Raw genomic sequence first — 24,788 nt, 5'->3', positions numbered from 1 at the left:
CCGGCCTTGAACCGGCGACGTCTGGAGAAAACCATGTTCATTCAAACCGAAGCCACCCCCAATCCCGCCACGCTGAAGTTCATTCCCGGCCGCGTCGTGGTCGACGGCAGCCCGATGGAATTTTCGAGCCGCGAATCGGCGGCGCGTTCGCCGCTCGCCGAAAAGCTGTTCGAGGTGCCCGGCGTCACCGGCGTGTTCTACGGATCGGACTTCATCACCGTGACGAAGGCGAGCGGTGAGTGGCAGCAGCTCAAGCCGGCGATCCTGGGTGCCATCATGGAGCACTACATGTCGGGCGCGCCGCTGCTGGCCGACGGCACGGCCACAAGCGAGGCCGATCTCGATGACGAGGACGAGTTCTTCGACGAGGCCGACGCCGAGACCGTCGACATGATCAAGGACCTGATCGAGACCCGGGTGCGGCCGGCCGTCGCCAATGACGGCGGCGACATCACCTTCCGCGGCTTCAAGGACGGTATTGTCTATCTCAACATGAAGGGCGCCTGCTCCGGATGCCCGTCATCGACGGCGACGCTCCAGCACGGCATCCAGAACCTGCTCAAGCACTTCGTGCCTGACGTGGTTGAAGTCCGGCCAATGTAAGCCGGTTACGCCGCCTTCTTCTTCGCGCTGATCAGCTTGCGGTTGATCAGCACTTCCGCGATCTGGATCGCGTTGAGGGCCGCGCCCTTGCGTAAGTTATCGGATACGCACCACAGCGCGAGACCGTTCTCCACGGTCGCGTCCTCGCGGATGCGGCTGATGTAAGTCGCGTCCTCGCCGGCCGCTTCATAGGGCGTGGCGTAGCCGCCGGGCTCCTGCTTGTCGATGACGAGGCAGCCCGGCGCCACGCGCAGGATGTTGCGCGCTTCATCGGCGGTGATCGGATTCTCGAACTCGATGTTGACGGCCTCGGAATGGCCGACGAACACAGGCACGCGCACGCAGGTGGCGGACAGCTTGATCTTGGGATCCAGGATCTTCTTGGTCTCCGCCATCATCTTCCACTCTTCCTTGGTGTAGCCGTCCTCCATGAAGACGTCGATGTGAGGGATGACGTTGAAGGCGATGCGCTTGGGGAATTTCTTCGCGACCAGCTCGTCGTTGGTGTAGACGGCCTTGGTCTGCGAGAACAATTCGTCCATCGCGTCCTTGCCGGCGCCCGACACCGACTGATAGGTCGAGACCACGACGCGCTTGATCGTCGCCTTCTCGTGCAGCGGCTTGAGCGCCACCACGAGCTGGGCGGTCGAGCAGTTCGGGTTGGCGATGATGTTCTTCTTCTTGAAGCCTTCGGTCGCGGCCGCATTCACCTCGGGCACGATCAGCGGCACGTCCGGATCCATGCGCCAAGCGGAGGAATTGTCGATCACCACAGCGCCGGCGGCGCCGATCTTCGGCGACCATTCCTTCGACACCGACCCGCCCGCCGACATCAGGCAGATGTCGACGTCGGAGAAGTCGTAATGCTCGAGCGCTTTGACCTTCAGGGTGCGGTCGCCGTAGGAGACTTCGACACCGACGCTGCGGCGTGAGGCCAGGGCCACGACCTCGTCCGCGGGGAATTTGCGCTCATCCAGGATGTTGAGCATTTCCCGACCGACATTGCCGGTCGCGCCGACGACTGCGACTTTGTAACCCATCGTTCACTCTCCGATGAAAAAGCCCGTTCCCGAAGCTGACGCTTAAACAGGAAGAGCAGCGCTTCTATGCGAGAACCGGCCTCAAGACAACGTTAAGACCATGCCTTAGGGACGTGGATGCAGTCGCCTGAGGCCAGCACGGCCGTTAGCCCTACCCAGATCCAGCTGACGCTCTTGGCCTTGGCCGACGAGGTCGTCGGCACGCTGGCGCATCTGGTCGCCTATGTGGGGGCGCTCGCCCTGTTTGCCATCCTCGCCCTCGCAGGCCTGGGACAGCTGCCTGACCTGCGTGGCGATGGTCCGGCGGACAGACCGGGCTGGAGCATCGCCGACCGCTCGCATCCGGCCTTCGCCGTCAGCCGGATCGATTCATCAGAAAAAACAGCCTCTTACGTCATCTTTAGGCATCCCGAGGGCGGCCGCAGGGACGTGCTGCGCTGGACCGATATGGCGGACAAGCCGGTGGCCGAACTCGAAATCTACCGCCAAGGCGTCGAATTCGACGTGACACGGCCGGCGGCCGCGGGCTTGGCCGCCCGGATGGGTTTGGGTGCAGATGCCCCGCTCGAGCAGGCCGGCCTGATTGACAGCAAATTCGGCCCCGTCGCCCTGTTCCGGCCGGTCGGCGCGACAGAGGGGACGCGGGCCTGCCTCGGCTATCTCAAGCGCTACGAGGAGCCCGCCTTGCAGATCTCCGGCTTCTCCTGCCAGGGCGACAGCTTGCCCGCCCGCCGCGCGGCGATCGCCTGCACGCTGAACCGGCTGACGCTGCTGGCCTCGGGCAACGAGCCGAGGCTGGCGGAATTGTTCGCCCATGCCGAACTCAGGCGCCGCGGCTGTGACCCTCAGGGCTCGCCGGACTGGCTGCTGGGCGCAGCGAACGCGCAATTGCGCGGAGCGCTTTGACTTGCATCAAGGATTCTGCATCAAGCTCAAGTAGCTGGTTTGCATGCAACTTTTGCCGGCGCGCACGATTATTCCGAGCTGGTGTGACCCAATTGACCTAGTTGCGTCCGCCCCGGCCGGGCTAGTATGGGGTGAAATCGACTGGCGGCCTGCCGCCTGAAGGGGACGTGATGAGCTTGAAATTTTCTGCCGCGAACAAACTGGCGACATTGCTTGCGGCGGGCGCCGCAATGGCCATTGCGTTCGCGACCCCGGCTTCCGCCGACACCAGGACCAAGCAGCGCTATGACGACCGCGGCCGGCCCTATTACGGCCCGAGCGGCCCCAACACGGTCTATCAACAGGGCCGCACCCGCCTCTATGTGAGCAAGCGCTCCTGGCTCGATGGCGGCACCGAGGTCAATCCGGGCGACCGCAAGTTCACCGACTACGCCTTCCCCCCGGCCGTGGGCTATCCGTCCTTCGCCCGCGAGAACCTCAACCGGCCGATCGACCGCCAGCCGCTCTCCCCGCCGCAGGATGTCGGCGGCTATCCGCAGAACTTCCCGCTGTACTGAGGCGGGCGTCACGACCGAATCAAAATGGCCGGTGCTCACGCCCGGCCATTTTTGTTTTTCGCGAGATGCGTCCGTCTTACGCATTGGCTGCCGGATCGTAGCGCCGGCAAAATTCTTCGATGGCCTCGGAGCGGAAATCACTGAGGCGTTCGAAGATCAGCGCATCCGGCCAATCCCACCAGGAGATGCGGCGCAGGCTTGCGGAAACGGTATCGTCAAAGCGCTTGCGGATGGGACGGGCGGGAACGCCACCGACGATGGTGTACGGCTCGACATCGCGGCTAACGACGGCGCCTGCGGCGATCACTGCGCCATCGCCGACGCTCACGCCTGGCAGCAGGATAGCGGCGTGGCCGATCCAGACGTCGTTGCCGACGATCACCCGGTCGCCGCGCCTACCTGCGAAGAAGTCGCGGTCGCGCGTCGCGCCCGCCTCGTAATATTCGGGGACGTAGGTGAAGCGGTGCTGCGAGGGACGGCCCATCGGGTGGTTTGGCGCACCGATCCGCACCGAGTTGGCGATCGCCGTGAACTTGCCGATCACGGCGTCGGCGACGTCGCAATTCTCGCCGAGATAGGAGTAGTCGCCGAGCGAAGCATATTCGATGCGCGTGCCCGCAAGCACCTCGCAACGCCGCCCGACCTGCGCCTCGCGCAGGCGCGCCGTCTCATGGATGACGGTTTCCGCGATCTTGGGGCGGGGTGTATCCATGAGGCGGTTTCCAATGAGGCCGTAGCCCGGATGGAGCGAAGCGCAATCCGGGAAGGTCTGTCCACGGGGTGAGAACCCGGATTTCGCTTCGCTCCATCCAGGCTACGATTCTTCCCACCTTACGCGTGCAGCTTCTGCAATTCCTTCAGGATCGCTTCGCCCATCTGCGTGGTGGAAGCGGCCGTGGTGCCTTCCGACTTGATGTCGGCGGTGCGCAGACCGCTGGCCAGCACGGCAGCGATGGCCTGGTCGACCTTGTCGGCGAGATCGCCCATGTCGAAAGAATAGCGCAACGCCATGCCGAAGGACGAGATCATCGCGATGGGATTGGCGAGGCCCTTGCCGGCGATATCGGGGGCCGAGCCGTGCACGGGCTCGTACAGCGCCTTGCGCTTCTTGGTCTTGACGTCGACCTCGCCGAGCGAGGCCGAGGGCAGCATGCCGAGCGAGCCGGTGAGCATCGCCGCGATGTCGGAGAGCATGTCGCCGAATAGATTGTCCGTCACGATGACGTCGAACTGCTTCGGCCATTTCACCAGCATCATGCCGCCGGAATCGGCGAGCTGATGCTCGAGCGTGACATCGGGGTATTCGCGCTTGTGGACCTGAGTCATGACCTCGTTCCAGAGCACGCCCGATTTCATGACGTTGCGCTTCTCCATCGACGTCACCTTGTTCTTGCGCTTCCGGGCAAGCTCGAAGGCGACGCGGCCGATGCGCTCGATCTCATAGGTATCGTAGACCTGGGTATCGATGGCGCGCTTCTGGCCGTTGCCGAGATCGGTGATGGTCTTCGGCTCGCCGAAATAGACGCCGCCGGTGAGCTCACGCACGATGACGATGTCGAGGCCCTCGACCGCCTCGCGCTTCAGGCTGGAAGCATCCGCCAGCGCCGGATAGCACACGGCGGGACGGAGGTTGGCGAACAGCGCGAGATCCTTGCGCAGGCGCAAGAGGCCGGCTTCCGGGCGCACCTCGTAAGGCACGGCATCCCACTTCGGACCGCCGACCGCGCCGAAGATCACGGCGTCGGCGTCCTTGGCCTTGGCCATGTCGCCTTCGGAGATCGACACCTTGTGCGCGTCATAGGCGGAGCCGCCGACGAGGCCGGTGTCGGTCTCGAACTTGGCGATCCCGGCCGAATTGAGCCAGTCGATCAGCCGCTTCACCTCGCCCATCACCTCGGGGCCGATACCGTCGCCGGGAAGCAGCAGCAGTTTGTGGGTCGCCATGGTCGTGTCCTTTTCGATCCTCTCTCGTCATTCCGGGACGCGCCTCTTAGCGCGGGCCCGGAATCCATAGCCACCAGCCGGGGTTATGGATTCCGGGCTCGCGCTTCGCGCGCCCCGGAATGACGGCGCCGGAGTGCTAGAGCGGCGTTGCGCGCTTGGCAAGACACCATTGCCGCGCTGCGGCTGTGCAAGGCCGGCGGGGCCTGCCACACTGGACGGGCCGGAGTACCCCTTGCACGCCCCTGATCGCCCCCTGCCCGACGCACACCCCGCGCGGCTGATCCTGACCCTGTCGCTGGCAGCCACCGTCGGGCTCGGCATCGGCCGCTTTGCCTATGCGCTGGTGCTGCCGGACATGCGGGAGGACCTCGGCTGGTCCTACTCGGCGGCCGGTTTCATGAACACGATCAACGCCGTCGGCTATCTCGTCGGCGCGCTGGTGGCGTCCCGCCTGATCCGGCGCGTCGGCTGGGCCGCCGCGATCCGCGGCGGAACCATTGCCTGCGTCGCCGCGCTCGCCACCTGCGCGCTGACGGGGGATTTCGTCGCGCTGAGCCTGGCGCGCCTGGTGCTGGGCCTGGGCGCGGCGGCCGGCTTCGTCGCCGGCGGCGCGCTCGCCGCCACCATCGCCCAGTCGCGGCCCGAACGGGCCAACTTTCTGCTCAGCCTGTTCTATGCCGGACCCGGCATCGGCATTCTGTCCTCGGGGCTGATCGCCCCGTTCACGCTGCAATATTTCGGGCCGGGCTCGTGGTGGATCGTGTGGTGGGCGCTGACGCTGCTGTCGGTCGCGATGACGATCCCGCTGTTCCTGATCCGCATCGAGAGCGGCGCGCGCTTCTCCGAAGGCGGTCATGCCTCGTTCGCGATCCTGCCGGTGCTGATTTATCTGGCCGGCTATTTCCTGTTCGGCGCCGGCTACATCGCCTACATGACCTTCATGATCGCCTATGTGCGCGACGGCGGCGGCGGGGCCGCGGCGCAGGCGGCGTTCTGGGGGTTGATCGGTCTGAGCGCGTTCGTGACGCCCTGGGCCTGGCGCGGCGTGCTGGCGCTCGACCGCGGCGGGCTCGCCACCGCCATCATCCTCGGCACCAACGCAGCTGGCGCAGCGCTGCCGATGCTCGGGCATTCGCCGGCCTGGCTCGCGGTCTCCGCGATCGTGTTCGGCGTCGCCTTTTTCGCCGTGGTCGGCTCGACCACCGCCTTCGTCCGCTTCAACTATCCGCCAGAGGTGTGGCCGACCGCGATCGCGGCGATGACGATCTCGTTCGGCGTCGGTCAGACGCTCGGGCCGATCGTGGTCGGCGCGATCACCGATGCGCTGGGAAGCTTGAGCTACGCGCTGAATGTGTCGGCGGCGCTGCTGGCGCTGGGCGCGGTGGCGGCGTTGTGCCAGCGGAAGGTGGGGCCCAAAGTGGCGAATGGCGAATAGCGAGCGGCGAATTGTGAGCCGCGAGTGCGTTTACCTACTCCCCATTCGCTATTCGCCCTCTCAGCTCCCGCTGAACGAATTATACCCCTGGTCTTCCCAATAGCCGCCCTTGTAATCGTTGGTGACTTCCATCGAGACCACGTATTTCGGGTTCTTGAAGCCGAGCTTGGTCGGCACGCGGATCTTCATCGGAAAGCCGTAGGCGCGCGGCAGGATCTCGTTTGCGTATTTGAACGTCATCTGGGTCTGCGGGTGCAGCGCACTGCGCATGTCAAGCGGCGAGTTGTAGCCATCCTTGTCGGCGCACTGGAACCAGACATAATTCGCGCGCGTGTCGGCGCCGATCAGCTTGAGGAAATCGCGCAAGGGCGTGCCGGTCCAGCTGCCGATCGCGCTCCAGCCCTCGACGCAGATATGGCGCGTGATCTGCGTGACCTGGGGCAGCTTGTAGAGCTCGTCCAGCGTCCAGGACTTTTTGTTGTCGACGAGGCCGCGCACCTCGAGCTTCCAATCCGCGGCCGAGATATCGGGCGCGTCGTCGAGATCGTAATAGGCGTTGAACGGGAAGGGCTTGGTGATCGCGCTTTCGGGGAAGGTCGGCGCCAGCGCGTCGGGATTGAACATCCAGGCCTGCACCGCGTCGTTGAACTTCGAGACCTTCGCCAGCATGGTCTCGGCCGAGGACGAGTCGATCACGTCGCAGCCGGTGAGCAGCGTCAGTGCGCCCAGGCTGGCGCCGCCCGCAATGAAGCGGCGGCGGGTGACGTCTGGCATCGTCTTGAGGGAATCCTTGATCAGGAGCCGCTTGTCGACGCCGGGAATCAGGAACGGGCGCTTCGCCATATTCTCCTCCTCAGCGACCGATGATCATCGCGCGCAGACTCTTCGGCACGAGCAGCGCAAGCAAGACGTGGACGACCAGAAACGCGCAGATCGCGGCCATGCAGAAGAAGTGGACATAGCGCGCGGCCGGATAATCGCCGAACAGCATCACGAGATAATAAAGCTGAACGGGCTTCCAAATCGCAAGGCCCGACAGCACGATCAGCACGCCGACCACGATGATGCCGGCATAGAGCAGCCGCTGCACGTAATTGTAGACGGTGAGATCGTCATGGCCGAGCTTGAAGGTCAGCGCCGCCCTGACGTCGTGGAGCACGCCTGATGCCGTGATCGGCAGCAGCTTCTTGCGGAAGCGGCCGGTAGCGATGCCGGTGACGAGATAGGCGAGGCCGTTGATCATCAGCAGCCACATCGCGGCAAAATGCCAGAGCAGGCCGCCGCCGAGCCAGCCGCCCAGCGTGTACTCGCGCGGAAAGCGGAAGTCGAACAGCGGCGAGGCGTTGTAGATCTGCCAGCCCGACAGGATCATCAGGATCATGGCGAGCGCGTTGATCCAATGCATGACCCGCACCCAGGCCGGCTGGATCACTTTGGACTTGGTGGCCGTGACCTGCTCGTCGGTGACTGTGAGGCTCGCCATGGCGGGTTCCATCCTGAGGTCGTGTGACAGCGATTATACGCCGGTGTTTCGGCTTTCGTTACATCCCGTTCGCCATCGAATCGATGTCGTGAGGCTATTGTGGTCACAAAAGAGCGAGCCGGGTATCCCCGGCTCGCGGTCTGAGGACGTCCTGTTCGGGGATGAAACAGGATCGCGCGGTGTTACGTCGCCGGCATCAGCACGGTATCGACCACATGGATCACGCCGTTCGACTGGTTGACGTTGGTGATCGTCACCATCGAGGTGCCGCCCTTGGCGTCGACGATCCAGACCTTGCCGTCCATTTTCTTCACCGTCAGCTCCTCGCCTTCGGCGGTCTTCAGCTTCTTGCCGTCGGTGAGGTCGGAAGCCGCGAGCTTACCGGGCACGACATGGTAGGTGAGGATCTTGGTCAGCGTTGCCTTGTTCTCGGGCTTGACCAGGTTGTCGACGGTGCCGGCCGGCAGCTTGCCGAAGGCGGCGTTGGTCGGCGCGAACACCGTGAACGGGCCCTTGCCTTCGAGCGTCGGGACCAGGCCGGCCGCCTTCACCGCCGCCACCAGCGTGGTGTGATCCTTGGAGTTGACCGCGTTCTGGACGATGTTCTTGGACGGGTACATCGCGGCGCCGCCGACCATGACGGTCTTTTCCTCGGCACTGGCGGGCGCGACGATGGTCGCGGTGAGGGCCAGGGCGCTGAAGGCGGCGGCAGCGAGATAGGCAATGCGCTTCGACATGAGAGAGTCTCCCGATTGAATTGAGACCGGCGTTGGCCGGCGTTGAGTTGAGCAACAACGGCGCCTGCGACAGTTAAGGGTGATGCAGCAGTGCCGTCGTTGGACCGAACTACGGGAGGGTTTCAGGTGCGGTTTCGGGGAAAAATTCTTTGTGATGGGTGAAACTATCGGTGCGGATGTTCGTGTGGTCCATCCGCTGTCGGTGCGAGGAGTCCTTGCGACGAAGCAATCCAGATTGTCTCCTTGGGCGCATTCCTGGATTGCTTCGCTTCGCTCGCAATGACGAGCCCACGGCTATGGGCCAATCAATCCCTGTTGTTCGGGGTCTGAATGAACCCGCGATTATGCGTCGGGCTGATCAGCACTTCGTTGATGCAGACCCGCGCCGGCATGCTCGCGATGAAGGCGATGGTGCGGCCGAGATCTTCGGGCTGCAGCATCTTCGCCTGCTCCGCTTCGCTCGGCACCACGGGGCGCAGCTTCAGGATCGGCGTCGCCACCTCGCCCGGCATCAGGCAGCAGGCGCGCAGGCCGTTGATGCATTCGTCCATGTTGAAGGAATGGGTCAGCGCCAGCACCGCGTGCTTGGTGGTGGTGTAGGCCGGGCCCGGCATCTTCGAGACGTGACGGCCGGCCCAGGACGAGACGTTGATGATGGAACCGTCCTGCTGCTTGCGCATCGTCGGCAGCACGGCGCGCATGCAATAGAGCACGCCGTTGAGATTGACCTGGACCAGTCTGTCCCAGCCCTCCAGCTCCATGTCCTTCCAGCTGCGCTTGGGGACATTGATGCCGGCATTGTTGACGAGCAGGTCGATGCGGCCGTGCTTCGCGACGATCTGGTCGGCTGCCTTCTGGGCTGCGGCCGCGTTGGCGACGTCGAGCGCAATGGCCTCGGCCGCGCCACCTGCACTGCTGATCTTCGCCACCACGGCGTCCAGGGCTGATTGCCGCCGTCCGGACACCACCACCGTCCAGCCGTCGGCAGCTAACGCCTCCGCGCCGGCCTCCCCGATCCCGCTGCCACCGCCCGTAACCCAGGCCACGCGTTTCCCGCTTTTTGACATGCAAACTGTCTCCGTTGCTTGATCGGGGCGGTTTTTGCTAATCCAGCCCGCGGTTTTGACCGGCCTGTGCCGGCGAGGAATGTTGCATGAACCAAGCTGCCAACGCCAATTTGTTTTCCCGCCTGTTCGAGGGCCTCGCCGATCCGAAGCGGCTCGCGATCGAGACGCATGACGGCGCCCATATCAGCTATGGCGATCTGATCGCGCGCGCGGGCCAGATGGCGAACGTGCTGGTCGCGCGCGGCGTGAAGCCGGGCGACCGCGTCGCGGTACAGGTGGAGAAGTCGGTCGCCAATATCGTGCTGTATCTCGGCACGGTGCGCGCCGGCGCGGTCTATCTGCCGCTGAACACGGCCTATACGCTGAACGAGCTCGACTATTTCATCGGCGATGCCGAGCCGTCGCTGGTGGTCTGCGATCCCGCCAAGGCGGAAGGGCTGGCGCCGATCGCAGGCAAAGTGAGCGCGAAGGTCGAGACGCTCGGGGCTGACGGCAAGGGCTCGCTGACGGAGGCCGCCGACAAAGCGAGCCGCGAATTCACGACGGTGCCGCGTGAAAGCGACGATCTTGCCGCGATCCTCTACACCTCGGGCACCACCGGCCGCTCCAAGGGCGCGATGCTGACGCATGACAATCTCGCGTCTAACTCGCTCTCGCTCGTCGACTATTGGCGCTTCACCGACAAGGACGTCCTGATCCACGCGCTGCCGATCTACCACACCCACGGCCTGTTCGTGGCGACCAACGTGACGCTGTTCGCCCGGGCGTCGATGATCTTCCTGCCGAAGCTCGATCCGGACCTGATCATCAAGCTGATGGCGCGCGCCACGGTGTTGATGGGCGTGCCGACCTTCTACACCCGCCTGCTGCAGAACCCTGCGCTGTCGCACGAGACGACGAAGCACATGCGTCTGTTCATCTCGGGTTCGGCGCCGCTGCTCGCCGACACCCATCGCGAATGGTCGGCGCGCACGGGCCATGCCGTGCTCGAGCGCTACGGCATGACCGAGACCAACATGAACACGTCGAACCCGTATGACGGCGAGCGCGTGCCCGGCGCGGTCGGCTTTCCGCTGCCGGGCGTCTCCGTGCGCGTGACCGATCCCGAGACAGGGAAAGAGCTGGCGCGCGACGAAATCGGCATGATCGAGGTGAAGGGGCCGAACGTCTTCAAGGGCTATTGGCGCATGCCGGAGAAGACCAAGGCCGAATTCCGGCCCGACGGCTTCTTCGTCACCGGCGATCTCGGCAAGATCGACGCCAAGGGTTACGTGCACATCCTCGGACGCGGCAAGGATCTCGTGATCTCCGGCGGCTTCAACGTCTACCCGAAGGAGATCGAGAGCGAGATCGACGCCATGCCTGGCGTGGTGGAGTCGGCCGTGATCGGCGTGCCGCACACCGATTTCGGCGAGGGCGTCACCGCGGTGCTGGTGCGCCAGCCCGGCGCGAGCATCGATGAAGCGGCCGTGCTGAAGGGCCTCGACGGGCGCCTCGCGAAATTCAAGATGCCGAAGCGGGTCTTCGTGGTCGACGAGCTACCGCGCAATACGATGGGCAAGGTGCAGAAGAACGTGCTGCGCGAAACGTACAAGGATATTTACGCGAAGAAGTGAGAGAGCTCCGCTCTGTCGGCGTCATTGCGAGGAGCTCTTGCGACGAAGCAAGCCGGCTGCCGAGACCAACAGATAGCACCTGACACGTCGCACGGTCCGGCTGGGGTGGAATGCAGGGTGCGCATATCCGCCCGCAGTGCGGGAACCGGTGCGGGTGCCGGGAGTCGCGCTGGGGTCGCAGCCGGGACGTTCCCTCGGCATCGTCCCTCGCACGTTGCGGCCGCACGGGCTCGAGGCGGCTTAGAGGCGTTCCAATAGCGATTTCAATGCGCCGTACGCTCGCGCCAAAGAATGAATTTAGATTCCTATACTCGTTGGCGGACCGATAGGCTGGTATACCAAGCCCCTGATTGGCCTTGGTTCATCAAGGCCATAGAGCTGAACCACAGTTCGGTTTATGTCGATTTGGTGATTGCGCAGGCCAGATCGACTCCGTAAATAGAGCCCACCTTTCGCGATCCCCGCGCGCCCCATGCTGGGCCGCAACAAACATCAAAAGCCGCCCATGACCGCACGGATCGAACGACCGCTTTCGCCGCACATCCAAACGTATCGTTGGACGCTGACGATGGCTCTATCCATCGTCCACCGCGCCACCGGTATCGCCCTCTATGTGGGAACCCTGCTGCTGGTCTGGTGGCTGGTTGCCGCGGCCTCCGGCCCGGCCGCCTATGCCCACGTCCAGGCCTTCTCCAGCAGCATCATCGGCCGGCTCATCGTGTTCGGCTACACCTGGGCCCTGATGCACCACATGCTCAGCGGCATCCGGCATTTCGTCTGGGATCTCGGCTACGGCTTCAAGGCCAATGAGCGCGAAGCGCTGACCTGGGGCGCCCTGGTCGGCGGCATCGCACTGACGGTGCTGATCTGGATCATCGCTTATGCGAACGGAGGCGGCCGATGAGCTTTGACGAGTCCCACGGCTCCCCGAAGCGTCCGTCGATGCGCACCCCGCTCGGGCGCGTCCGTAATCTCGGCGCCGCGCATTCCGGCACGTCCGATTTCTGGCGCCAGCGCATCACCGGCGTCGCCATGACGCTGCTGATGATCCCGGCGCTGGTCATCATCATGATGCTGCTCGGCCGCAACCAGGTCTACGCGGCGCAGACCCTGAGCTCCATTCCCGTTGCGGTGATCCTGCTCCTCTTCATCTTCGCCAGCGCCTGGCACATGAAGATCGGCATGCAGGTGGTGATCGAGGACTACGTCCATAACGAGAAGCTCAAGCTCACCGCGATCATGCTCAACAATTTCTTCTCGGTCGCCGTGGCGCTCGCCTCGACCTACGCGATCCTGAAGCTTTCTTCCGGAGTGTAACCCATGGCCGCTGAGACCAATGGCAAGGGCAACGGCGCTCCCGCCACCAACGGAAAAGCCTATCCGATCGAAGACCATACCTACGACGTCGTCGTGGTCGGCGCCGGCGGTGCCGGCCTGCGCGCCGTCGTCGGCTGCAGCGAAGCCGGCCTCCGCACCGCCTGCATCACCAAGGTGTTTCCGACCCGTTCGCACACGGTCGCGGCGCAGGGCGGCATCTCCGCTTCGCTCGGCAACATGCACAAGGACGACTGGCGCTGGCACATGTACGACACCGTGAAGGGGTCGGACTGGCTCGGGGACCAGGACGCGATCGAATACATGGTGCGCAACGCGCCCGACGCGGTCTACGAGCTCGAGCATTGGGGCGTGCCGTTCTCGCGCACCGAGGACGGCAAGATCTACCAGCGTCCGTTCGGCGGCATGACCACCGAGTTCGGCAAGGCCCAGGCGCAGCGCACCTGCGCCGCCGCCGACCGCACCGGCCACGCCATGCTGCACACGATGTACGGCCAGTCGCTGCGCCACGCGGCCGAGTTCTTCATCGAGTTCTTCGCCATCGACCTGATCATGGACGACCAGGGCACCTGCCGCGGCGTCATCGCGCTCAAGCTCGACGACGGCACGCTGCACCGTTTCCGCGCCCAGACCACGATCCTGGCGACCGGCGGCTATGGCCGCGCCTATGCCTCCTGCACCTCGGCGCACACCTGCACCGGCGATGGCGGCGGCATGGTGCTGCGCGCCGGCCTGCCGATGCAGGACATGGAGTTCGTGCAGTTCCATCCGACCGGCATCTACGGCTCGGGCTGTCTCGTCACCGAGGGTGCGCGCGGCGAAGGCGGCTATCTCGTCAACGCCGAAGGCGAGCGGTTCATGGAGCGCTATGCGCCGTCGGCAAAGGACCTCGCTTCGCGCGACGTGGTCTCGCGCGCGATGACCATCGAGATCCGCGAGGGACGCGGCGTCGGCAAGAAGAAGGACCACATCTTCCTGCATCTCGACCATCTCGATCCCGCCGTGCTCGCCGAACGCCTGCCGGGCATCTCGGAATCGGCCAAGATCTTCGCCAATGTCGACGTGACGCGCGAGCCGATCCCGATCGTGCCGACCGTGCATTACAACATGGGCGGCATCCCCACGAACTATCACGGCGAGGTGCTGACCAAGAAGGACGGCGACGACAACGCGGTGATCCCCGGCCTGATGGCGATCGGCGAAGCGGCCTGCGTCTCCGTGCACGGCGCCAACCGCCTCGGCTCCAACTCGCTGATCGACCTCGTCGTGTTCGGCCGCGCCGCCGCGTTGCGCCTGGCCGAAAAGCTCACACCCAACGCCAAGCAGCCCGAGCTGCCGACGAACTCGGCCGAGATGGCGCTCGGTCGCCTCGACCATTACCGCTACGCCTCAGGCGGCACGCCGACCGCGAAGCTGCGCGAAGGCATGCAGCACGTGATGCAGAACAATTGCGCCGTGTTCCGCACCGGCGAAGTGCTGAGCGAAGGCCAGAACCTGATCGCGAAGGTCCACAGCGGCATCACCGACATCGCCGTCTCCGACCGCTCGCTGGTCTGGAATTCGGACCTCGTCGAGACGCTGGAGTTCGACAATCTGATCTCGCAGGCGGTGGTGACGATGAACTCGGCCGCCAACCGCACCGAGAGCCGCGGCGCCCATGCCCGCGAGGACTTCTCCGAGCGCGACGACAAGAACTGGATGAAGCACACGCTGGCCTGGCTGGACGATGCCGGCAAGGTCAGGATCGAGTATCGCCCGGTTCACAACTACACCATGACCAACGACGTGCAGTACATCCCGCCCAAAGCTCGCGTTTACTAAACGTCGCGCGTGTATTGATCGAACAGCGAAGGCCTTAATCGAATGGTTGAATTCGCACTTCCGAAGAACTCCAAGATCACTGGCGGCAAGACCTGGCCGAAGCCCCCGGGCGCGACCGAGCTCCGCGAGTTCAAGGTCTATCGCTGGAATCCGGACGACGGCAAGAATCCAAGCGTCGATACCTATTACATCGACACCAATGATTGCGGCCCGATGGTGCTGGACGGCCTGATCTGGATCAAGAACCACATCGACCCGTCGCTGACCTTCCGCCGCTCCTGCCGTGAAGGCGTCTGCGGCTCCTGCGCGATGAACATCGACGGCCAGAACACGCTGGCCTGCACCAAGTCGATGCACGACGTGAAGGACGGCGCGGTGAAGATCAACCCGCTGCCGCATCAGCCGGTGGTGAAGGACCTCGTCCCCGACCTCACCAATTTCTACGCGCAATACGCCTCGGTCGAGCCCTGGCTGAAGACGACCTCGCCGACGCCGCAGAAGGAATGGCGCCAGAGCCACGAGGACCGCGAGAAGCTCGACGGCCTCTACGAGTGCATCCTCTGCGCCTGCTGCTCGACCTCCTGCCCGAGCTATTGGTGGAACAGCGAGCGCTATCTCGGCCCCGCCGCGCTGCTCCAGGCCAACCGCTGGGTCTCGGATTCGCGCGACGAGGCCACCGGCGAGCGGCTCGACAATCTCGAGGACCCGTTCCGGCTCTATCGCTGCCACACCATCATGAACTGCGCCAAGGCCTGCCCGAAGGGCCTCAACCCGGCCGAAGCTATCGCCGAGCTCAAGCTCAAGATGGTCGAACGCCAGATCTGAGGCGAAGTCCCCCTTCCGCCCCGGCCAAACCGGCCGGGGTGTTCTGCATTTGCCGTTAATTCGAGCAGAATTTTTCTCTGACCCGCTCGACGCGCAAATTTCTGGCTCGCAACCAACGGTTCCAGCACAAGCTGCTTCCTTCCTTGCGCGGGATTCAGTTAAGCTCCCGTCAGGGACGGAGCGACTGTGCAGAGGGCGCAACGCAACTCGCTGAGGCTGTTGCAGTGGATGATGGCGGCATCCCTGGCGCTGCCGATTGCGCTGTTCGTCGTCGCCGCCGCGATCTCCTACACATCGACCAACGATACCGCAGACCGCGAGATCGAGCGCACGGTCGATGTCGCTCATGAACACGCGCTCAAGGTCTTCGAGACCATCGACCGCAGCCTCGCCGAGCTCAACGAGGTCGTGCGCGGTCTGCCCGACGGCATCATCCGCGAGCGCGAGCCGACGCTGCATCGCCGGCTGAAGCGGCTGACCGATTCGCTGCCGCAGCTCAAATCGGCCTGGATCTTCGACGCGAACGGAAAGGCGCTGGTCAACAGCCTCGTCTCGCCGCCGCCGGACCTGAGCTTTGCCGACCGCGATTACTTCTATTCCCATGTGGACCAGAGCATCGGCACGTTCATCGGCACGGCGCTGACGCCACGACCGCCCTATCAGGGCGCCCGATTCTTCGGCGTCAGCCGCCGCCGCGAGTCCGACGACGGTCGCTTCATCGGCGTGATCCAGGCCTCCGTGTTGCCGGAATATTTCGAAAGCTTCTATGCCAGGATCGGCACCGATCCCGGCAACTTCTTCGCGATGGGGCGCACCGACGGCGCAATGCTCGCGCATTTTCCCCGGCTCGACCACGAGCTTCGGCTCGATCCGACTGGACCGGTGGGCCAGAAGATCGCGACCCAGCCCGTGCACGGCCTCATCACGGTCGCCTGGCCCTCGGACGGTATCGAGCGGCGCATCGCCTACCGGCGCGTCGCCGAATATCCGATCTATGTCAGCGCCGGATTGGAGACCTCTGCGATCCGCGCACGCTGGCTCGCCACCATCGGCCAGCATCTGGTGTTCGGCATTCCCGCCACCGCGCTGCTGTTCCTGCTGCTGGTGCTCGCTCTGCGGCGTACCCAGCACCTTCAGGCCGAAGCTGCAAAGCGGCGCGAGGCCGAGGAGGCGCTCAAGCACAGCCAGCGCCTGGAAGCGCTCGGCCAGCTCACCGGCGGCGTCGCGCACGACTTCAACAACCTCCTGACGGTGATCCGTGCTTCGGTCGATCTCTTGAACCGTCCGCAGCTGACGGAGGAGCGGCGACAACGCTACATCACGGCCATTGCCGATTCGGTGGCGCGTGCGGCCAAGCTGACTTCGCAATTGCTCGCCTTTGCGCGGCGCCAGACCCTCAAGCCGGAGGTGTTCGACGTCGGCGCACGGGTGCAGTCGCTGCACGACATGCTCGCCACGCTACTGGGCCCCGCGATCGAGATCGTCATGCAACTGCCGGCGGAACCGTGCCTCGTCAATGCCGATGCCAGCCAGTTCGAGACGGCCCTGATCAACATGGCGACCAATGCGCGCGATGCCATGCAGGGCCAAGGGCGAATCGTTTTCAGGGTCGAGGCCACGACGACCGTTCCGGACGCGCTGGTGCAACTTTCGGCCAGCCCAGACCACGGCTTCGTCCGCGTCACCGTCAGCGACACCGGCGTCGGCATTCCCGCCGCACGGCTCGGCCGCATCTTCGAGCCGTTCTTCACCACCAAGCAGGTCGGCCGCGGCACCGGCCTCGGCCTGTCCCAGGTGTTCGGATTCGCCCGGCAGTCCGGCGGCGAGGTGACCGTGGCGAGCGAGGTGGGGCACGGCAGCACCTTCTCGCTCTATCTGCCGCGCGTGCCGCCGGGCCTGCTGCCGCAACGCCAAGCGCCCAACACGGCGCCGGCGGTGGCCGGCAGCGGCATGTCGGTGCTGGTGGTCGAGGACAATATCGAGCTGGCCAACTTCGCCGCCGACGGGCTCACCGAGCTCGGCTACAGCATCACGCTGGTCGACAACGCGGCCGACGCGCTCGCCGAGCTCGTCGTGGATGCCGACCGCTTCGATGTCGTGTTCTCGGACGTGGTGATGCCCGGCATGACCGGGCTCGATCTGGCGCAGGCGATCCGCGAGCGCAGCCTCGGCGTGCCGGTCGTGCTGACCACCGGCTACAGCCAGGCCCTGTCGCAGGAGGGTACAGGCGGCTGCGACCTCGTGCAAAAGCCTTATACGATCGAGGAATTGTCGCGCGTTCTGCATCGGGCGGCGCGGATCCGGCGCGTCAGGAACGGCGCCGCCGAATAGGGGCACGCGGAACTCTCGTGGGAACCGGCCGAGTTCCCTTGGCGTTGTCCGCTCATGTACAAGCCGGCCGCGACGCGTGAAAAGGGCAAGAAGCCGCCCATCATCGACATCCAGGGCGAGAACGGCGACGAAGTGACACCGCCGCCGCCCGAACTGGTCGAACCCGACCCCGAATTGTCACCCGAGGCAGCCGAGCAGGTCCGCAAGGATTATCTGCTGACACGGTTCTGGATCAGCGCCCGCGGCTTCTGGGGCCGCAACGGCGACCGCCTCGCCTGGCCGTTCTCGGTTGGTCTCGGCCTGCTGATCGTGCTGACCGTCGGCTTCCAATACGGCATCAATGTCTGGAATCGCGCGATCTTCGACGCCATCGAGAAGCGCGATGCGGCGAGCGTCTTCCATCTCACCGCAATGTTCTTCCCGCTCGCGATCGGCAGCATCGTGCTCGCAGTCGTGCAGGTGTTCGCGCGCATGGGCATCCAGCGACGCTGGCGCGCCTGGCTGACGGCGAGCGTGCTGACACGGTGGCTCAAGAACGGGCGCTACTATCAGCTCAACCTTGTCGGCGGCGACCACAAGAATCCCGAATACCGGATCGCGGAGGATTTGCGGATTGCGACCGACTCCCCCGTCGACTTCCTCGCCGGCGTGACGTCGGCGCTGCTGTCGGCCGCGACCTTCATCGTCGTGCTCTGGACCATCGGCGGGGCACTTACCGTCACGCTCGGCGGTTCGTCGGTGACCATTCCCGGCTTCCTCGTGATCGCCGCGATGCTGTACGCCGCGATCGCATCCGGATCGATCGTGGTGATCGGCCGGCGCTTCGTGCAGGTCTCCGAGGGCAAGAACCAGGCCGAAGCCGAGTTCCGCTACACCCTGACGCGCGTGCGCGAGAACGGCGAGAGCATCGCCCTGCTCGGCGGCGAGGAGGAGGAGCGCGACGGCATCGATCGCAACTTCACGAGCGTGCTGCGGCAATGGGCGCGCCTTGCCGGCCAGCACATGCGCACCACGCTGGTGTCGCAAGGATCGAGCCTCGTTGCGCCGGTCGTGCCGCTTCTGCTATGCGCGCCAAAATTCCTCGACGGCAGCATGACGCTGGGCCAGGTGATGCAGGCCGCGTCCGCCTTCACCATCGTGCAGAGCGCGTTCGGCTGGCTGGTCGACAATTATCCGCGGCTCGCCGACTGGAACGCCTGTGCACGCCGCATCGCCTCGCTGATGATGTCGCTCGACGGCCTCGAGCGCGCCGAGCAGGGCGACGGCCTCGGCCGCATCAAGCGCGGCGAAACCAGCAACGAGGCCATGCTGGAGCTGAAGGATCTCTCGGTCACGCTCGACGACGGCACGGCCGTGGTCGGCGAGACCGAGGTGGTGATCGAGCCCGGCGAGCGGCTGCTGGTCGCCGGCGAATCCGGCACCGGCAAGAGCACGCTGGTGCGCGCCATCGCCGGGCTGTGGCCGTGGGGCGGCGGCAGCGTGAATTTCCATGCCGATCGCCGGCTGTTCATGCTGCCGCAGCGGCCCTATGTGCCCTCCGGCTCCTTGCGGCGGGCGGTCGCCTATCCCGGCGCGGCCGACCACTGGACTTTGGACGAGATCGGCGCAGCCCTGCACAAGGTCGGCCTCGATCATCTCAAGGAGAAGATCGAGGAGGAGGCACCGTGGGACCAGACCTTGTCGGGCGGCGAGAAGCAGCGCCTCGCCTTTGCGCGGCTGCTCCTGCACAACCCCGACATCGTCGTGCTCGATGAGGCGACCTCGGCGCTCGACGAGAAGAGCCAGGACAAGATGATGCAGATGATCACCGAGGCGCTGCCGAAGGCGACCATCGTCAGCGTCGCGCATCGCGCCGAGCTGGAGGCTTTCCACAGCCGCAAGATCGTGCTGGAGCGGCGCAAGGGCGGCGCCAAGCTCGTCAGCGACATCGACCTGATTCCGCGCAAGGGCCGGCGCCGGCTGCTGGGGCGGTTCTTGCGGCAGCGCAAGAAGGCGGCGTGAGGTTCGCGGCGTGTAGCCCGGATGGAGCGCAGCACAATCCGGGAAGATCTATCCGTCAGCAAGAATCCCGGATTTCGCTGCGCTCCATCCGGGCTACGGACCTGAAGTTGGAGTCCTCGTCAAAACCGGTTATGCATGCGCCGCCTGCAACGAGGATCTGCTGCTTGACGTCCGACAATGCCCCTTCGTCCGCACCGTTCGGCGCGTTCGCGCCCAATGCGGCACAGGCCGCGATCATCCGCCTCGCTCAACGATCGGGGCTGAAGCGCGGCGCGTTCCGGCCGTGGATGTCGCGGCTGGTCAACCTGCTGCGCAGCGGCCCGGTCGACGTCCAATATCAGGGCGCCTCGTTCCGCTTCCATCACCAGGGCAGCGCGACCGAGCGCGGCGCGCTGTTCAATCCCGACTACAATCTGGACGAGCTCGACTTCCTGCGCCAGCACACTCCCGCGGGCGGCACGTTCGTCGATGTCGGCGCCAATGTCGGCACCTTTGCACTGGTCATGGCGCGGCAGGTCGGTCCAACAGGAAAAGTGGTGGCGATCGAGCCGCATCCGCTGACCTTCGGACGGCTCTCGTTCAACCACGCCGCATCGAAGACGCCGCAGGTGCGCCTGGTGCAGGCCGCCGCCGGCGACAGCGACGGCGAGCTGATGATCGAGAGCGGCGGCGGCAATCTCGGCGCCACCCACGTCGTCACCGGCACGGCCAGTGCCGAGGCCATCAAGGTGCCGTCGCTGCGCCTGGTGCGCATTCTGGAGGAGGCCGGCGTCGGCCAAGTCGATTCGCTGAAGATCGACGTCGAGGGCTTTGAGGACCGCGTGCTGATCGGCTTCTTCCGCGACGCGCCGCAATCGCTCTGGCCACGTGCGGTGGTGATCGAGCATCTGTCACAAAACGAATGGCAGCAGGATTGTATTGCCGACATGGTCGGGCGCGGCTTTACGATCGCACGCAAGACACGAAGCAATACGTTTTTGTCCCGCTGACGGGTACGAACAAGGGAGGTTGCGATGATCGATCATCTGGGATTCTCCGTCTCCGACTATGAGCGCGCCAAGGCGTTCTATGCGAAGGCACTGGCGCCGCTCGGCTACAGCCTGATCATGGAGGTCACGGCCGAGCAGACCGGACACGCTGCGGCTGCAGGCTTCGGTGCCGACGGCAAGCCCGATTTCTGGATCGGGGGCGAAGGCGCGATGAACAAGCCGGTGCATGTCGCCATCCGCGCCAATGACCGCGCCACCGTCGATGCGTTCTACAAGACGGCGATGGCGGCCGGCGGCCGCGACAACGGCCCGCCCGGCATCCGCCCGCATTATCACGCGAACTATTACGGCGCCTTCGTGCTCGACCCCGACGGCCACAACATCGAAGCGGTCTGCCACACGCCGGAATAATCCGGTCTCCGAAGCGATGTGACGCGGAACATCGGTGCTGCACCTTCGTTGTTGTTCTCTGACAACGATCCCGATGATGCCGATGCCGATTGAACCGCCCGAGATTCCGCCGTCGACGCCCGGTACGCCGACTGAGCCGCCGCCCGGAATCCCGCCCGGCAATCCGCAGCCTGAAATCACGCCGCCGGTGCGCGAGCCCGGCTCGCCGCCGCGGCCCGACGAATTGCCGGGCCGCATGCCTGAGGAGATCCCATCGCGCGGACCGAACGGGCCGCTCACGCCCAATCCTGCGACGGATGCGATTCCGCCGCGCGATCACGCGTGAAGCAGCGAAGCAATGTCAGGCGATTGCCACCAGCGTCTGAATGCGCAATGAACGTTGCCACAGTGAGATGATTTGCGTGCAGAAATAAATCGGGTCGCAGTTGCATCGCCCGCCACAATGCGGCCTAACGCTTAGCCGTTCATCCCGACACTTCGACAAAGAACCTTCCGGGGAAGTTCACCACATGACCAACCTTCGTTTCGTGCTGCTTGCGACGACGGCTCTGACCGCGATGCAATTGGCCAACACCGCATCGCATGCGCAAGACGCTGCGCCGTTCGTCGTCGCTCAGGCCCAGCCGCAGGACGCGGGCCCTGACGGAAGACCGAAGCAGCCGCCGAAGGGACCGCCAGGCGCGGCGCCGCCTGCAGCACCCGCACGCCCCGCGGCTCCGCCGCCGGCGGCTGCACCGCCCCAGCCGCCTGCAGCGCCTCCGCCGGCCGCAGCACCGCCGCGCCCCTGCCGCCGCCGCCGCGTCCGCAGCAGCGTGACCTGACGCCGCTCGCGATCGGCGCGGGCGTGGTGGCCGGCGCCGTGATCGGCGCCACCATCGCCGATATCCATAACCAGCGGCGCGAGGTCGTCGAAGGCGGCCGCACCGTCTACACCGAGCCGGACCGCATCATCATCCGCGATCCGGGCGGGCAGGCTTACGTCCGCGGCAACGATCTCTATCGCTTCCGCTATGGCGCCCGCGACATCCGCACCGACACCGTCGGCGGCGAAACCCGCACCGTCGTGATCCGTCCCGACGGCAGCGAGGTGATCACCGTGGTCGGGCCGGACGGCTCGCTCCTGCGTCGTATCCGCCGGGACCCGCGCGGACGCGAGATCGTGATCATCGACAACACCTACCGCGATCCGCGGGCGGTCGGCGGCTTCTACGTCGACGTGCCGCCGCCGGTGGTCAACATTCCCTACGATCGCTACATCGTCGACGCCCAGGAGGCGCCGCCGCAGGTGATCTACGAAACGATGCGGGCTCCGCCGGTGCAGCGGATCGACCGGCGCTACTCGCTCGACGAGATCCGCTACAGCCCGAATGTTCGCATGCAGATGCCGAGCATCGACGTCAACACGATCAACTTCGAGACCGGATCGTGGACCATTCCGCCGGATCAGGCGGCGCGGCTGCAAGTGATCGCCGACGGCATCAACCAGGCGCTCCAGGCCAACCCGCAGGAGGTGTTCCTGATCGAGGGCCACACCGATGCGGTCGGCAACGAGGTCGACAATCTGTCGCTGTCGGATCGCCGCGCGCAGGCCGCAGCCGAATTGCTGACGCAGCAATTCAGTGTGCCCGCGGAGAACCTGACGTCGCAGGGCTATGGCGAGCAGTATCTGAAGGAGCAGACGCAAGGCGCGAGCCTGATCAACCGGCGCGTCACCGTCCGTCGCATCACGCCGTTGCTCAACGGCGACCAGGCCAACGCGGCGCCTCCGCCGCGCCAGTAAGACCTTCGCAAGAAGACAATGGCCGGGAGCGATCCCGGCCATTTTTCTTGTCACGCCGTCATTGCTTCCGACGGCAGGCATGCCTCGCAAACGGCGGCAACATGCCGGTGATCAGTGCCGCAACAGCCGCCGAGAATGCGCATGCCGGGGAATGCGCGCCTGAGCAAATGGTAGCGGCGGCCGAGATCTTGGGGATCACCACTGTCCAGCGCCTCCGATTCGTCGAGCTCGGCGTGGCTCTTGACCGATGCATTGGCTCTGATGCCGTGGATGCGCTGAACCCACGCCTCGCCTGCGGCGAGTGCACTCTCGAAGTGAGTTGGGTGCGCGCAATTGATCAGGAAGTATTCGCAGGCACGTTCAGTTGCGTCGTCGACCGCCTCGATCGCCTCGCGCAGCGACTCTCCCCGGACGAGGCGGCCATTGGTTTCGACCGTGAAAGAGATGGCGACCGGAATGTCCTGCCTCTTGGCTGCACGGACCACGCCCACCGCTTCGTTGATGCTGTTCAGCGTGAATGCAGTCACCATGTCGGCGCCCGCCTCGGCGAAGGCCGCGATCTGGCCTGAGTGGTAGGCTTCCGCCTCCGCCGCGTCCATGTTGCCGGCCTTGTAGCCGTCGCCTCGCGGACCGATCGCGCCGTTGATGACGCAAGGCATGCCGGGCAACTCCCAAGCGCCGCGCAATTCGTCGAGGAAGCGGATGGCGCGCATGTTGATGGCCGCGAGCCTGGCCGCATCATAGCCGAGCTTGGCGCCCCAATCAGGGTTGGCGCGCCAGGTCGGACTGTCGAGGACAAAGCCGAGCCCATGCTGCCGCGCGATACGCAGGTAGGCTTCGTAGTACTGCCTCAAATGCGCGCGGCCATCCGCGCTGTCGAGCAGCACGAATGCCGCAAAGTGGGGCAGCTCCAGCCCGTGCTGAAAGATGAGAGTTGTTTCCATGCCGCCATCGGTCAGGAAAATGCCGCCGCCGCGCTGCGGCAGACCATGTCTGTATCTGGCCATTGATCGCTCCATCATTTGGACGTGCCGCTCTCTTCACTCGGTCGCGCTACGCCCGCGTTCGGTCGCGGCATTTGGTGCCGCATAATGTCGCGTCGCTCTAGAAGCCCCGTGGTGCGGCTGAACTTCCACCCGCAAGCGGAGACAAATCAATGATTTGCACGAGTCACGCGGAGTGGGCCTTGGCCCCGAGGGTCAATTTCCGCACCGTCGGTACAGTTCTGGAGACATCAATGGGAAAGGGCGAAGCGACGCGCGAGCGCATTCTCGAGATCGCGGAAGCGGCGGTGCTCGCAAAGGGCTTCGGCGCCACCTCGATCGAGGAGGTCATTGCCGAGGCCGGACTGACCAAGAGCGGGTTCTTCTATCACTTCAGGGACAAGAACGCGCTCGCACGGGAGATGCTGCGTCGCTACGTGGATACGAATGACCGCCTGTTCGACGAGATCTTCAGGCGCGGACGCGAGCTCTCCGACGACCCGCTGCAGTCGTTCCTGATCTCGCTGAAACTACTCGCCGAAGTCATGGCCGATCTGCCGAACGGCCATCCCGGCTGCCTGATCGCAAGCATCTGCTATCAGGAGCGCCTGTTCGACCGCGATGTTCGCGATCTAACCGCGCAATCCGTCCGGAGCTGGAATGCGCACTTCCGCGAGATTCTCGACGGCATCGCCGCCATCTATCCGCCCCGCGAGCCGATCGATCTCGACGATCTCGCGGAGATGATCTCGTGCGTGGTCGACGGCGCAATCATCATGTCGAAGACGCTCAACGACCCGAAGCGGCTGGAGCGACAGATCCTGCTCTTCCGCAGCTGCGTGAAGCTGGTCTTCACGCCGCCTCACTCGTCGTGAATTGATGGAACGTGAGCGGACCAGGGCGGCCCGGCCTGCCGCGCTCGCC

25 protein-coding genes are annotated in these 24,788 nt (G+C 65.0%); 17 read left to right on the top strand and 8 right to left on the bottom strand.

Translation table 11 applies throughout. The features are described 5' to 3' along the window. The first annotated feature begins 33 nt into the window (after positions 1-33). Positions 34-603, top strand: coding sequence for a NifU family protein (locus tag ACTEK7_RS14430; RefSeq protein WP_036038709.1), 570 nt, complete (start codon positions 34-36; stop codon positions 601-603). 5 nt (positions 604-608) lie between these two features. Here ACTEK7_RS14430 and ACTEK7_RS14425 read toward each other — a convergent pair whose 3' ends face one another. Continuing rightward, a complete protein-coding gene (locus ACTEK7_RS14425; RefSeq protein ID WP_057025860.1) occupies positions 609-1,643 on the bottom strand; it encodes an aspartate-semialdehyde dehydrogenase in 1,035 nt (344 codons plus the stop codon). A gap of 117 nt (positions 1,644-1,760) precedes the next feature. Between ACTEK7_RS14425 and ACTEK7_RS14420 the strand changes: the two genes are divergently transcribed. Further along, positions 1,761-2,549, top strand: a complete 789-nt coding sequence (locus ACTEK7_RS14420; RefSeq protein WP_225148718.1) for a hypothetical protein — start codon at positions 1,761-1,763, stop codon at positions 2,547-2,549. Between the two features lie 170 nt (positions 2,550-2,719). Next, the gene (locus ACTEK7_RS14415; RefSeq protein ID WP_225148719.1) at positions 2,720-3,106 is read left to right on the top strand and encodes a hypothetical protein; all 387 of its coding nucleotides are present in this window, start codon (positions 2,720-2,722) and stop codon (positions 3,104-3,106) included. 76 nt (positions 3,107-3,182) lie between these two features. Here ACTEK7_RS14415 and ACTEK7_RS14410 read toward each other — a convergent pair whose 3' ends face one another. Further along, positions 3,183-3,818 (bottom strand): DapH/DapD/GlmU-related protein, encoded by a 636-nt coding sequence (locus ACTEK7_RS14410; protein WP_225148720.1) that lies wholly within the window; start codon positions 3,816-3,818, stop codon positions 3,183-3,185. A 119-nt stretch (positions 3,819-3,937) separates the two neighbouring features. After that, positions 3,938-5,050: a 3-isopropylmalate dehydrogenase gene (leuB, locus tag ACTEK7_RS14405; RefSeq protein ID WP_036002726.1), complete on the bottom strand. Its 1,113-nt coding sequence runs from the start codon at positions 5,048-5,050 to the stop codon at positions 3,938-3,940. A 232-nt stretch (positions 5,051-5,282) separates the two neighbouring features. Between leuB and ACTEK7_RS14400 the strand changes: the two genes are divergently transcribed. Then, positions 5,283-6,485 carry a YbfB/YjiJ family MFS transporter gene (locus tag ACTEK7_RS14400; protein WP_036038720.1) on the top strand — a complete coding sequence of 401 codons (1,203 nt, stop codon included), beginning with the start codon at positions 5,283-5,285 and terminating at the stop codon, positions 6,483-6,485. Between the two features lie 60 nt (positions 6,486-6,545). Here ACTEK7_RS14400 and ACTEK7_RS14395 read toward each other — a convergent pair whose 3' ends face one another. The 4 genes from ACTEK7_RS14395 to ACTEK7_RS14380 form a co-directional block, all read right to left on the bottom strand. Continuing rightward, positions 6,546-7,328, bottom strand: coding sequence for a molybdopterin-binding protein (locus ACTEK7_RS14395; protein WP_036024153.1), 783 nt, complete (start codon positions 7,326-7,328; stop codon positions 6,546-6,548). Between the two features lie 10 nt (positions 7,329-7,338). Beyond that, the gene (locus ACTEK7_RS14390; RefSeq protein WP_036002769.1) at positions 7,339-7,968 is read right to left on the bottom strand and encodes a cytochrome b/b6 domain-containing protein; all 630 of its coding nucleotides are present in this window, start codon (positions 7,966-7,968) and stop codon (positions 7,339-7,341) included. Between the two features lie 182 nt (positions 7,969-8,150). Next, entirely contained in the window at positions 8,151-8,705 is a 555-nt protein-coding gene (locus tag ACTEK7_RS14385) for a fasciclin domain-containing protein (RefSeq protein ID WP_225143283.1), read from the bottom strand. A 305-nt stretch (positions 8,706-9,010) separates the two neighbouring features. Continuing rightward, positions 9,011-9,772, bottom strand: a complete 762-nt coding sequence (locus tag ACTEK7_RS14380) for an SDR family oxidoreductase (RefSeq protein ID WP_036002739.1) — start codon at positions 9,770-9,772, stop codon at positions 9,011-9,013. 86 nt (positions 9,773-9,858) lie between these two features. Here ACTEK7_RS14380 and ACTEK7_RS14375 point away from each other — a divergent pair, with 86 nt between their 5' ends. The 12 genes from ACTEK7_RS14375 (at position 9,859) to ACTEK7_RS14320 (ending at position 22,881) form a co-directional block, all read left to right on the top strand. Next, positions 9,859-11,388 (top strand): malonate--CoA ligase, encoded by a 1,530-nt coding sequence (locus ACTEK7_RS14375; protein ID WP_225148721.1) that lies wholly within the window; start codon positions 9,859-9,861, stop codon positions 11,386-11,388. A 505-nt stretch (positions 11,389-11,893) separates the two neighbouring features. After that, positions 11,894-12,292 (top strand): succinate dehydrogenase, cytochrome b556 subunit, encoded by a 399-nt coding sequence (gene sdhC / locus ACTEK7_RS14370; protein ID WP_036024159.1) that lies wholly within the window; start codon positions 11,894-11,896, stop codon positions 12,290-12,292. Continuing rightward, complete coding sequence (gene sdhD, locus ACTEK7_RS14365; protein WP_036002745.1) at positions 12,289-12,705, top strand: succinate dehydrogenase, hydrophobic membrane anchor protein; 417 nt, start codon at positions 12,289-12,291, stop codon at positions 12,703-12,705. The genes sdhC and sdhD overlap by 4 nt, the downstream gene beginning before the upstream one ends. A gap of 3 nt (positions 12,706-12,708) precedes the next feature. Next, a complete protein-coding gene (gene sdhA / locus ACTEK7_RS14360) occupies positions 12,709-14,544 on the top strand; it encodes a succinate dehydrogenase flavoprotein subunit (protein WP_036002747.1) in 1,836 nt (611 codons plus the stop codon). 42 nt (positions 14,545-14,586) lie between these two features. Beyond that, on the top strand, positions 14,587-15,369 hold the full coding sequence (locus ACTEK7_RS14355) for a succinate dehydrogenase iron-sulfur subunit (protein ID WP_036002750.1): 783 nt from the start codon (positions 14,587-14,589) through the stop codon (positions 15,367-15,369). Between the two features lie 186 nt (positions 15,370-15,555). Next, on the top strand, positions 15,556-17,700 hold the full coding sequence (locus ACTEK7_RS14350; protein WP_225148722.1) for a hybrid sensor histidine kinase/response regulator: 2,145 nt from the start codon (positions 15,556-15,558) through the stop codon (positions 17,698-17,700). A 54-nt stretch (positions 17,701-17,754) separates the two neighbouring features. Further along, positions 17,755-19,701, top strand: coding sequence for an ABC transporter ATP-binding protein/permease (locus tag ACTEK7_RS14345; protein ID WP_225144791.1), 1,947 nt, complete (start codon positions 17,755-17,757; stop codon positions 19,699-19,701). A gap of 164 nt (positions 19,702-19,865) precedes the next feature. Further along, positions 19,866-20,690, top strand: coding sequence for an FkbM family methyltransferase (locus ACTEK7_RS14340; protein WP_225148723.1), 825 nt, complete (start codon positions 19,866-19,868; stop codon positions 20,688-20,690). A gap of 24 nt (positions 20,691-20,714) precedes the next feature. After that, entirely contained in the window at positions 20,715-21,101 is a 387-nt protein-coding gene (locus ACTEK7_RS14335; protein WP_036002763.1) for a VOC family protein, read from the top strand. Positions 21,102-21,183: 82 nt separating this feature from the next. After that, the gene (locus ACTEK7_RS14330) at positions 21,184-21,426 is read left to right on the top strand and encodes a hypothetical protein (RefSeq protein ID WP_036002774.1); all 243 of its coding nucleotides are present in this window, start codon (positions 21,184-21,186) and stop codon (positions 21,424-21,426) included. 184 nt (positions 21,427-21,610) lie between these two features. Continuing rightward, positions 21,611-21,922: a hypothetical protein gene (locus ACTEK7_RS14325; RefSeq protein ID WP_474808776.1), complete on the top strand. Its 312-nt coding sequence runs from the start codon at positions 21,611-21,613 to the stop codon at positions 21,920-21,922. 23 nt (positions 21,923-21,945) lie between these two features. Beyond that, the gene (locus ACTEK7_RS14320; protein WP_036002818.1) at positions 21,946-22,881 is read left to right on the top strand and encodes an OmpA family protein; all 936 of its coding nucleotides are present in this window, start codon (positions 21,946-21,948) and stop codon (positions 22,879-22,881) included. A gap of 50 nt (positions 22,882-22,931) precedes the next feature. Here the strand turns inward: ACTEK7_RS14320 and ACTEK7_RS14315 are convergent, their stop codons facing one another. Beyond that, positions 22,932-23,888, bottom strand: coding sequence for a homocysteine S-methyltransferase family protein (locus ACTEK7_RS14315; RefSeq protein WP_225148246.1), 957 nt, complete (start codon positions 23,886-23,888; stop codon positions 22,932-22,934). A gap of 230 nt (positions 23,889-24,118) precedes the next feature. Here ACTEK7_RS14315 and ACTEK7_RS14310 point away from each other — a divergent pair, with 230 nt between their 5' ends. Further along, positions 24,119-24,739, top strand: a complete 621-nt coding sequence (locus tag ACTEK7_RS14310; protein WP_036002793.1) for a TetR/AcrR family transcriptional regulator — start codon at positions 24,119-24,121, stop codon at positions 24,737-24,739. The last annotated feature ends 49 nt before the right edge of the window (positions 24,740-24,788 follow it).

It is taken from the genome of Bradyrhizobium sp. JHI2711, assembly GCF_056156565.1.
Note: the sequence above shows the minus strand (reverse complement) of the source record. Positions and strands in the feature narration are given on the sequence as shown.

Coding starts and splice junctions, on each gene's coding strand:
- ACTEK7_RS14335 (WP_036002763.1), top strand. CDS start 20,715: ATGATCGATCATCTGGGATTCTCCGTCTCCGACTATGAGCGCGCCAAG.
- sdhD (WP_036002745.1), top strand. CDS start 12,289: ATGAGCTTTGACGAGTCCCACGGCTCCCCGAAGCGTCCGTCGATGCGC.
- ACTEK7_RS14355 (WP_036002750.1), top strand. CDS start 14,587: ATGGTTGAATTCGCACTTCCGAAGAACTCCAAGATCACTGGCGGCAAG.
- sdhC (WP_036024159.1), top strand. CDS start 11,894: ATGACCGCACGGATCGAACGACCGCTTTCGCCGCACATCCAAACGTAT.
- ACTEK7_RS14415 (WP_225148719.1), top strand. CDS start 2,720: ATGAGCTTGAAATTTTCTGCCGCGAACAAACTGGCGACATTGCTTGCG.
- ACTEK7_RS14410 (WP_225148720.1), bottom strand. CDS start 3,818: ATGGATACACCCCGCCCCAAGATCGCGGAAACCGTCATCCATGAGACG.
- ACTEK7_RS14420 (WP_225148718.1), top strand. CDS start 1,761: ATGCAGTCGCCTGAGGCCAGCACGGCCGTTAGCCCTACCCAGATCCAG.
- ACTEK7_RS14385 (WP_225143283.1), bottom strand. CDS start 8,705: ATGTCGAAGCGCATTGCCTATCTCGCTGCCGCCGCCTTCAGCGCCCTG.
- ACTEK7_RS14390 (WP_036002769.1), bottom strand. CDS start 7,968: ATGGCGAGCCTCACAGTCACCGACGAGCAGGTCACGGCCACCAAGTCC.
- ACTEK7_RS14380 (WP_036002739.1), bottom strand. CDS start 9,772: ATGTCAAAAAGCGGGAAACGCGTGGCCTGGGTTACGGGCGGTGGCAGC.
- ACTEK7_RS14325 (WP_474808776.1), top strand. CDS start 21,611: ATGACCAACCTTCGTTTCGTGCTGCTTGCGACGACGGCTCTGACCGCG.
- ACTEK7_RS14315 (WP_225148246.1), bottom strand. CDS start 23,888: ATGGCCAGATACAGACATGGTCTGCCGCAGCGCGGCGGCGGCATTTTC.
- ACTEK7_RS14395 (WP_036024153.1), bottom strand. CDS start 7,328: ATGGCGAAGCGCCCGTTCCTGATTCCCGGCGTCGACAAGCGGCTCCTG.
- ACTEK7_RS14310 (WP_036002793.1), top strand. CDS start 24,119: ATGGGAAAGGGCGAAGCGACGCGCGAGCGCATTCTCGAGATCGCGGAA.
- ACTEK7_RS14375 (WP_225148721.1), top strand. CDS start 9,859: ATGAACCAAGCTGCCAACGCCAATTTGTTTTCCCGCCTGTTCGAGGGC.
- leuB (WP_036002726.1), bottom strand. CDS start 5,050: ATGGCGACCCACAAACTGCTGCTGCTTCCCGGCGACGGTATCGGCCCC.
- ACTEK7_RS14345 (WP_225144791.1), top strand. CDS start 17,755: ATGTACAAGCCGGCCGCGACGCGTGAAAAGGGCAAGAAGCCGCCCATC.
- sdhA (WP_036002747.1), top strand. CDS start 12,709: ATGGCCGCTGAGACCAATGGCAAGGGCAACGGCGCTCCCGCCACCAAC.
- ACTEK7_RS14330 (WP_036002774.1), top strand. CDS start 21,184: ATGCCGATTGAACCGCCCGAGATTCCGCCGTCGACGCCCGGTACGCCG.
- ACTEK7_RS14425 (WP_057025860.1), bottom strand. CDS start 1,643: ATGGGTTACAAAGTCGCAGTCGTCGGCGCGACCGGCAATGTCGGTCGG.
- ACTEK7_RS14430 (WP_036038709.1), top strand. CDS start 34: ATGTTCATTCAAACCGAAGCCACCCCCAATCCCGCCACGCTGAAGTTC.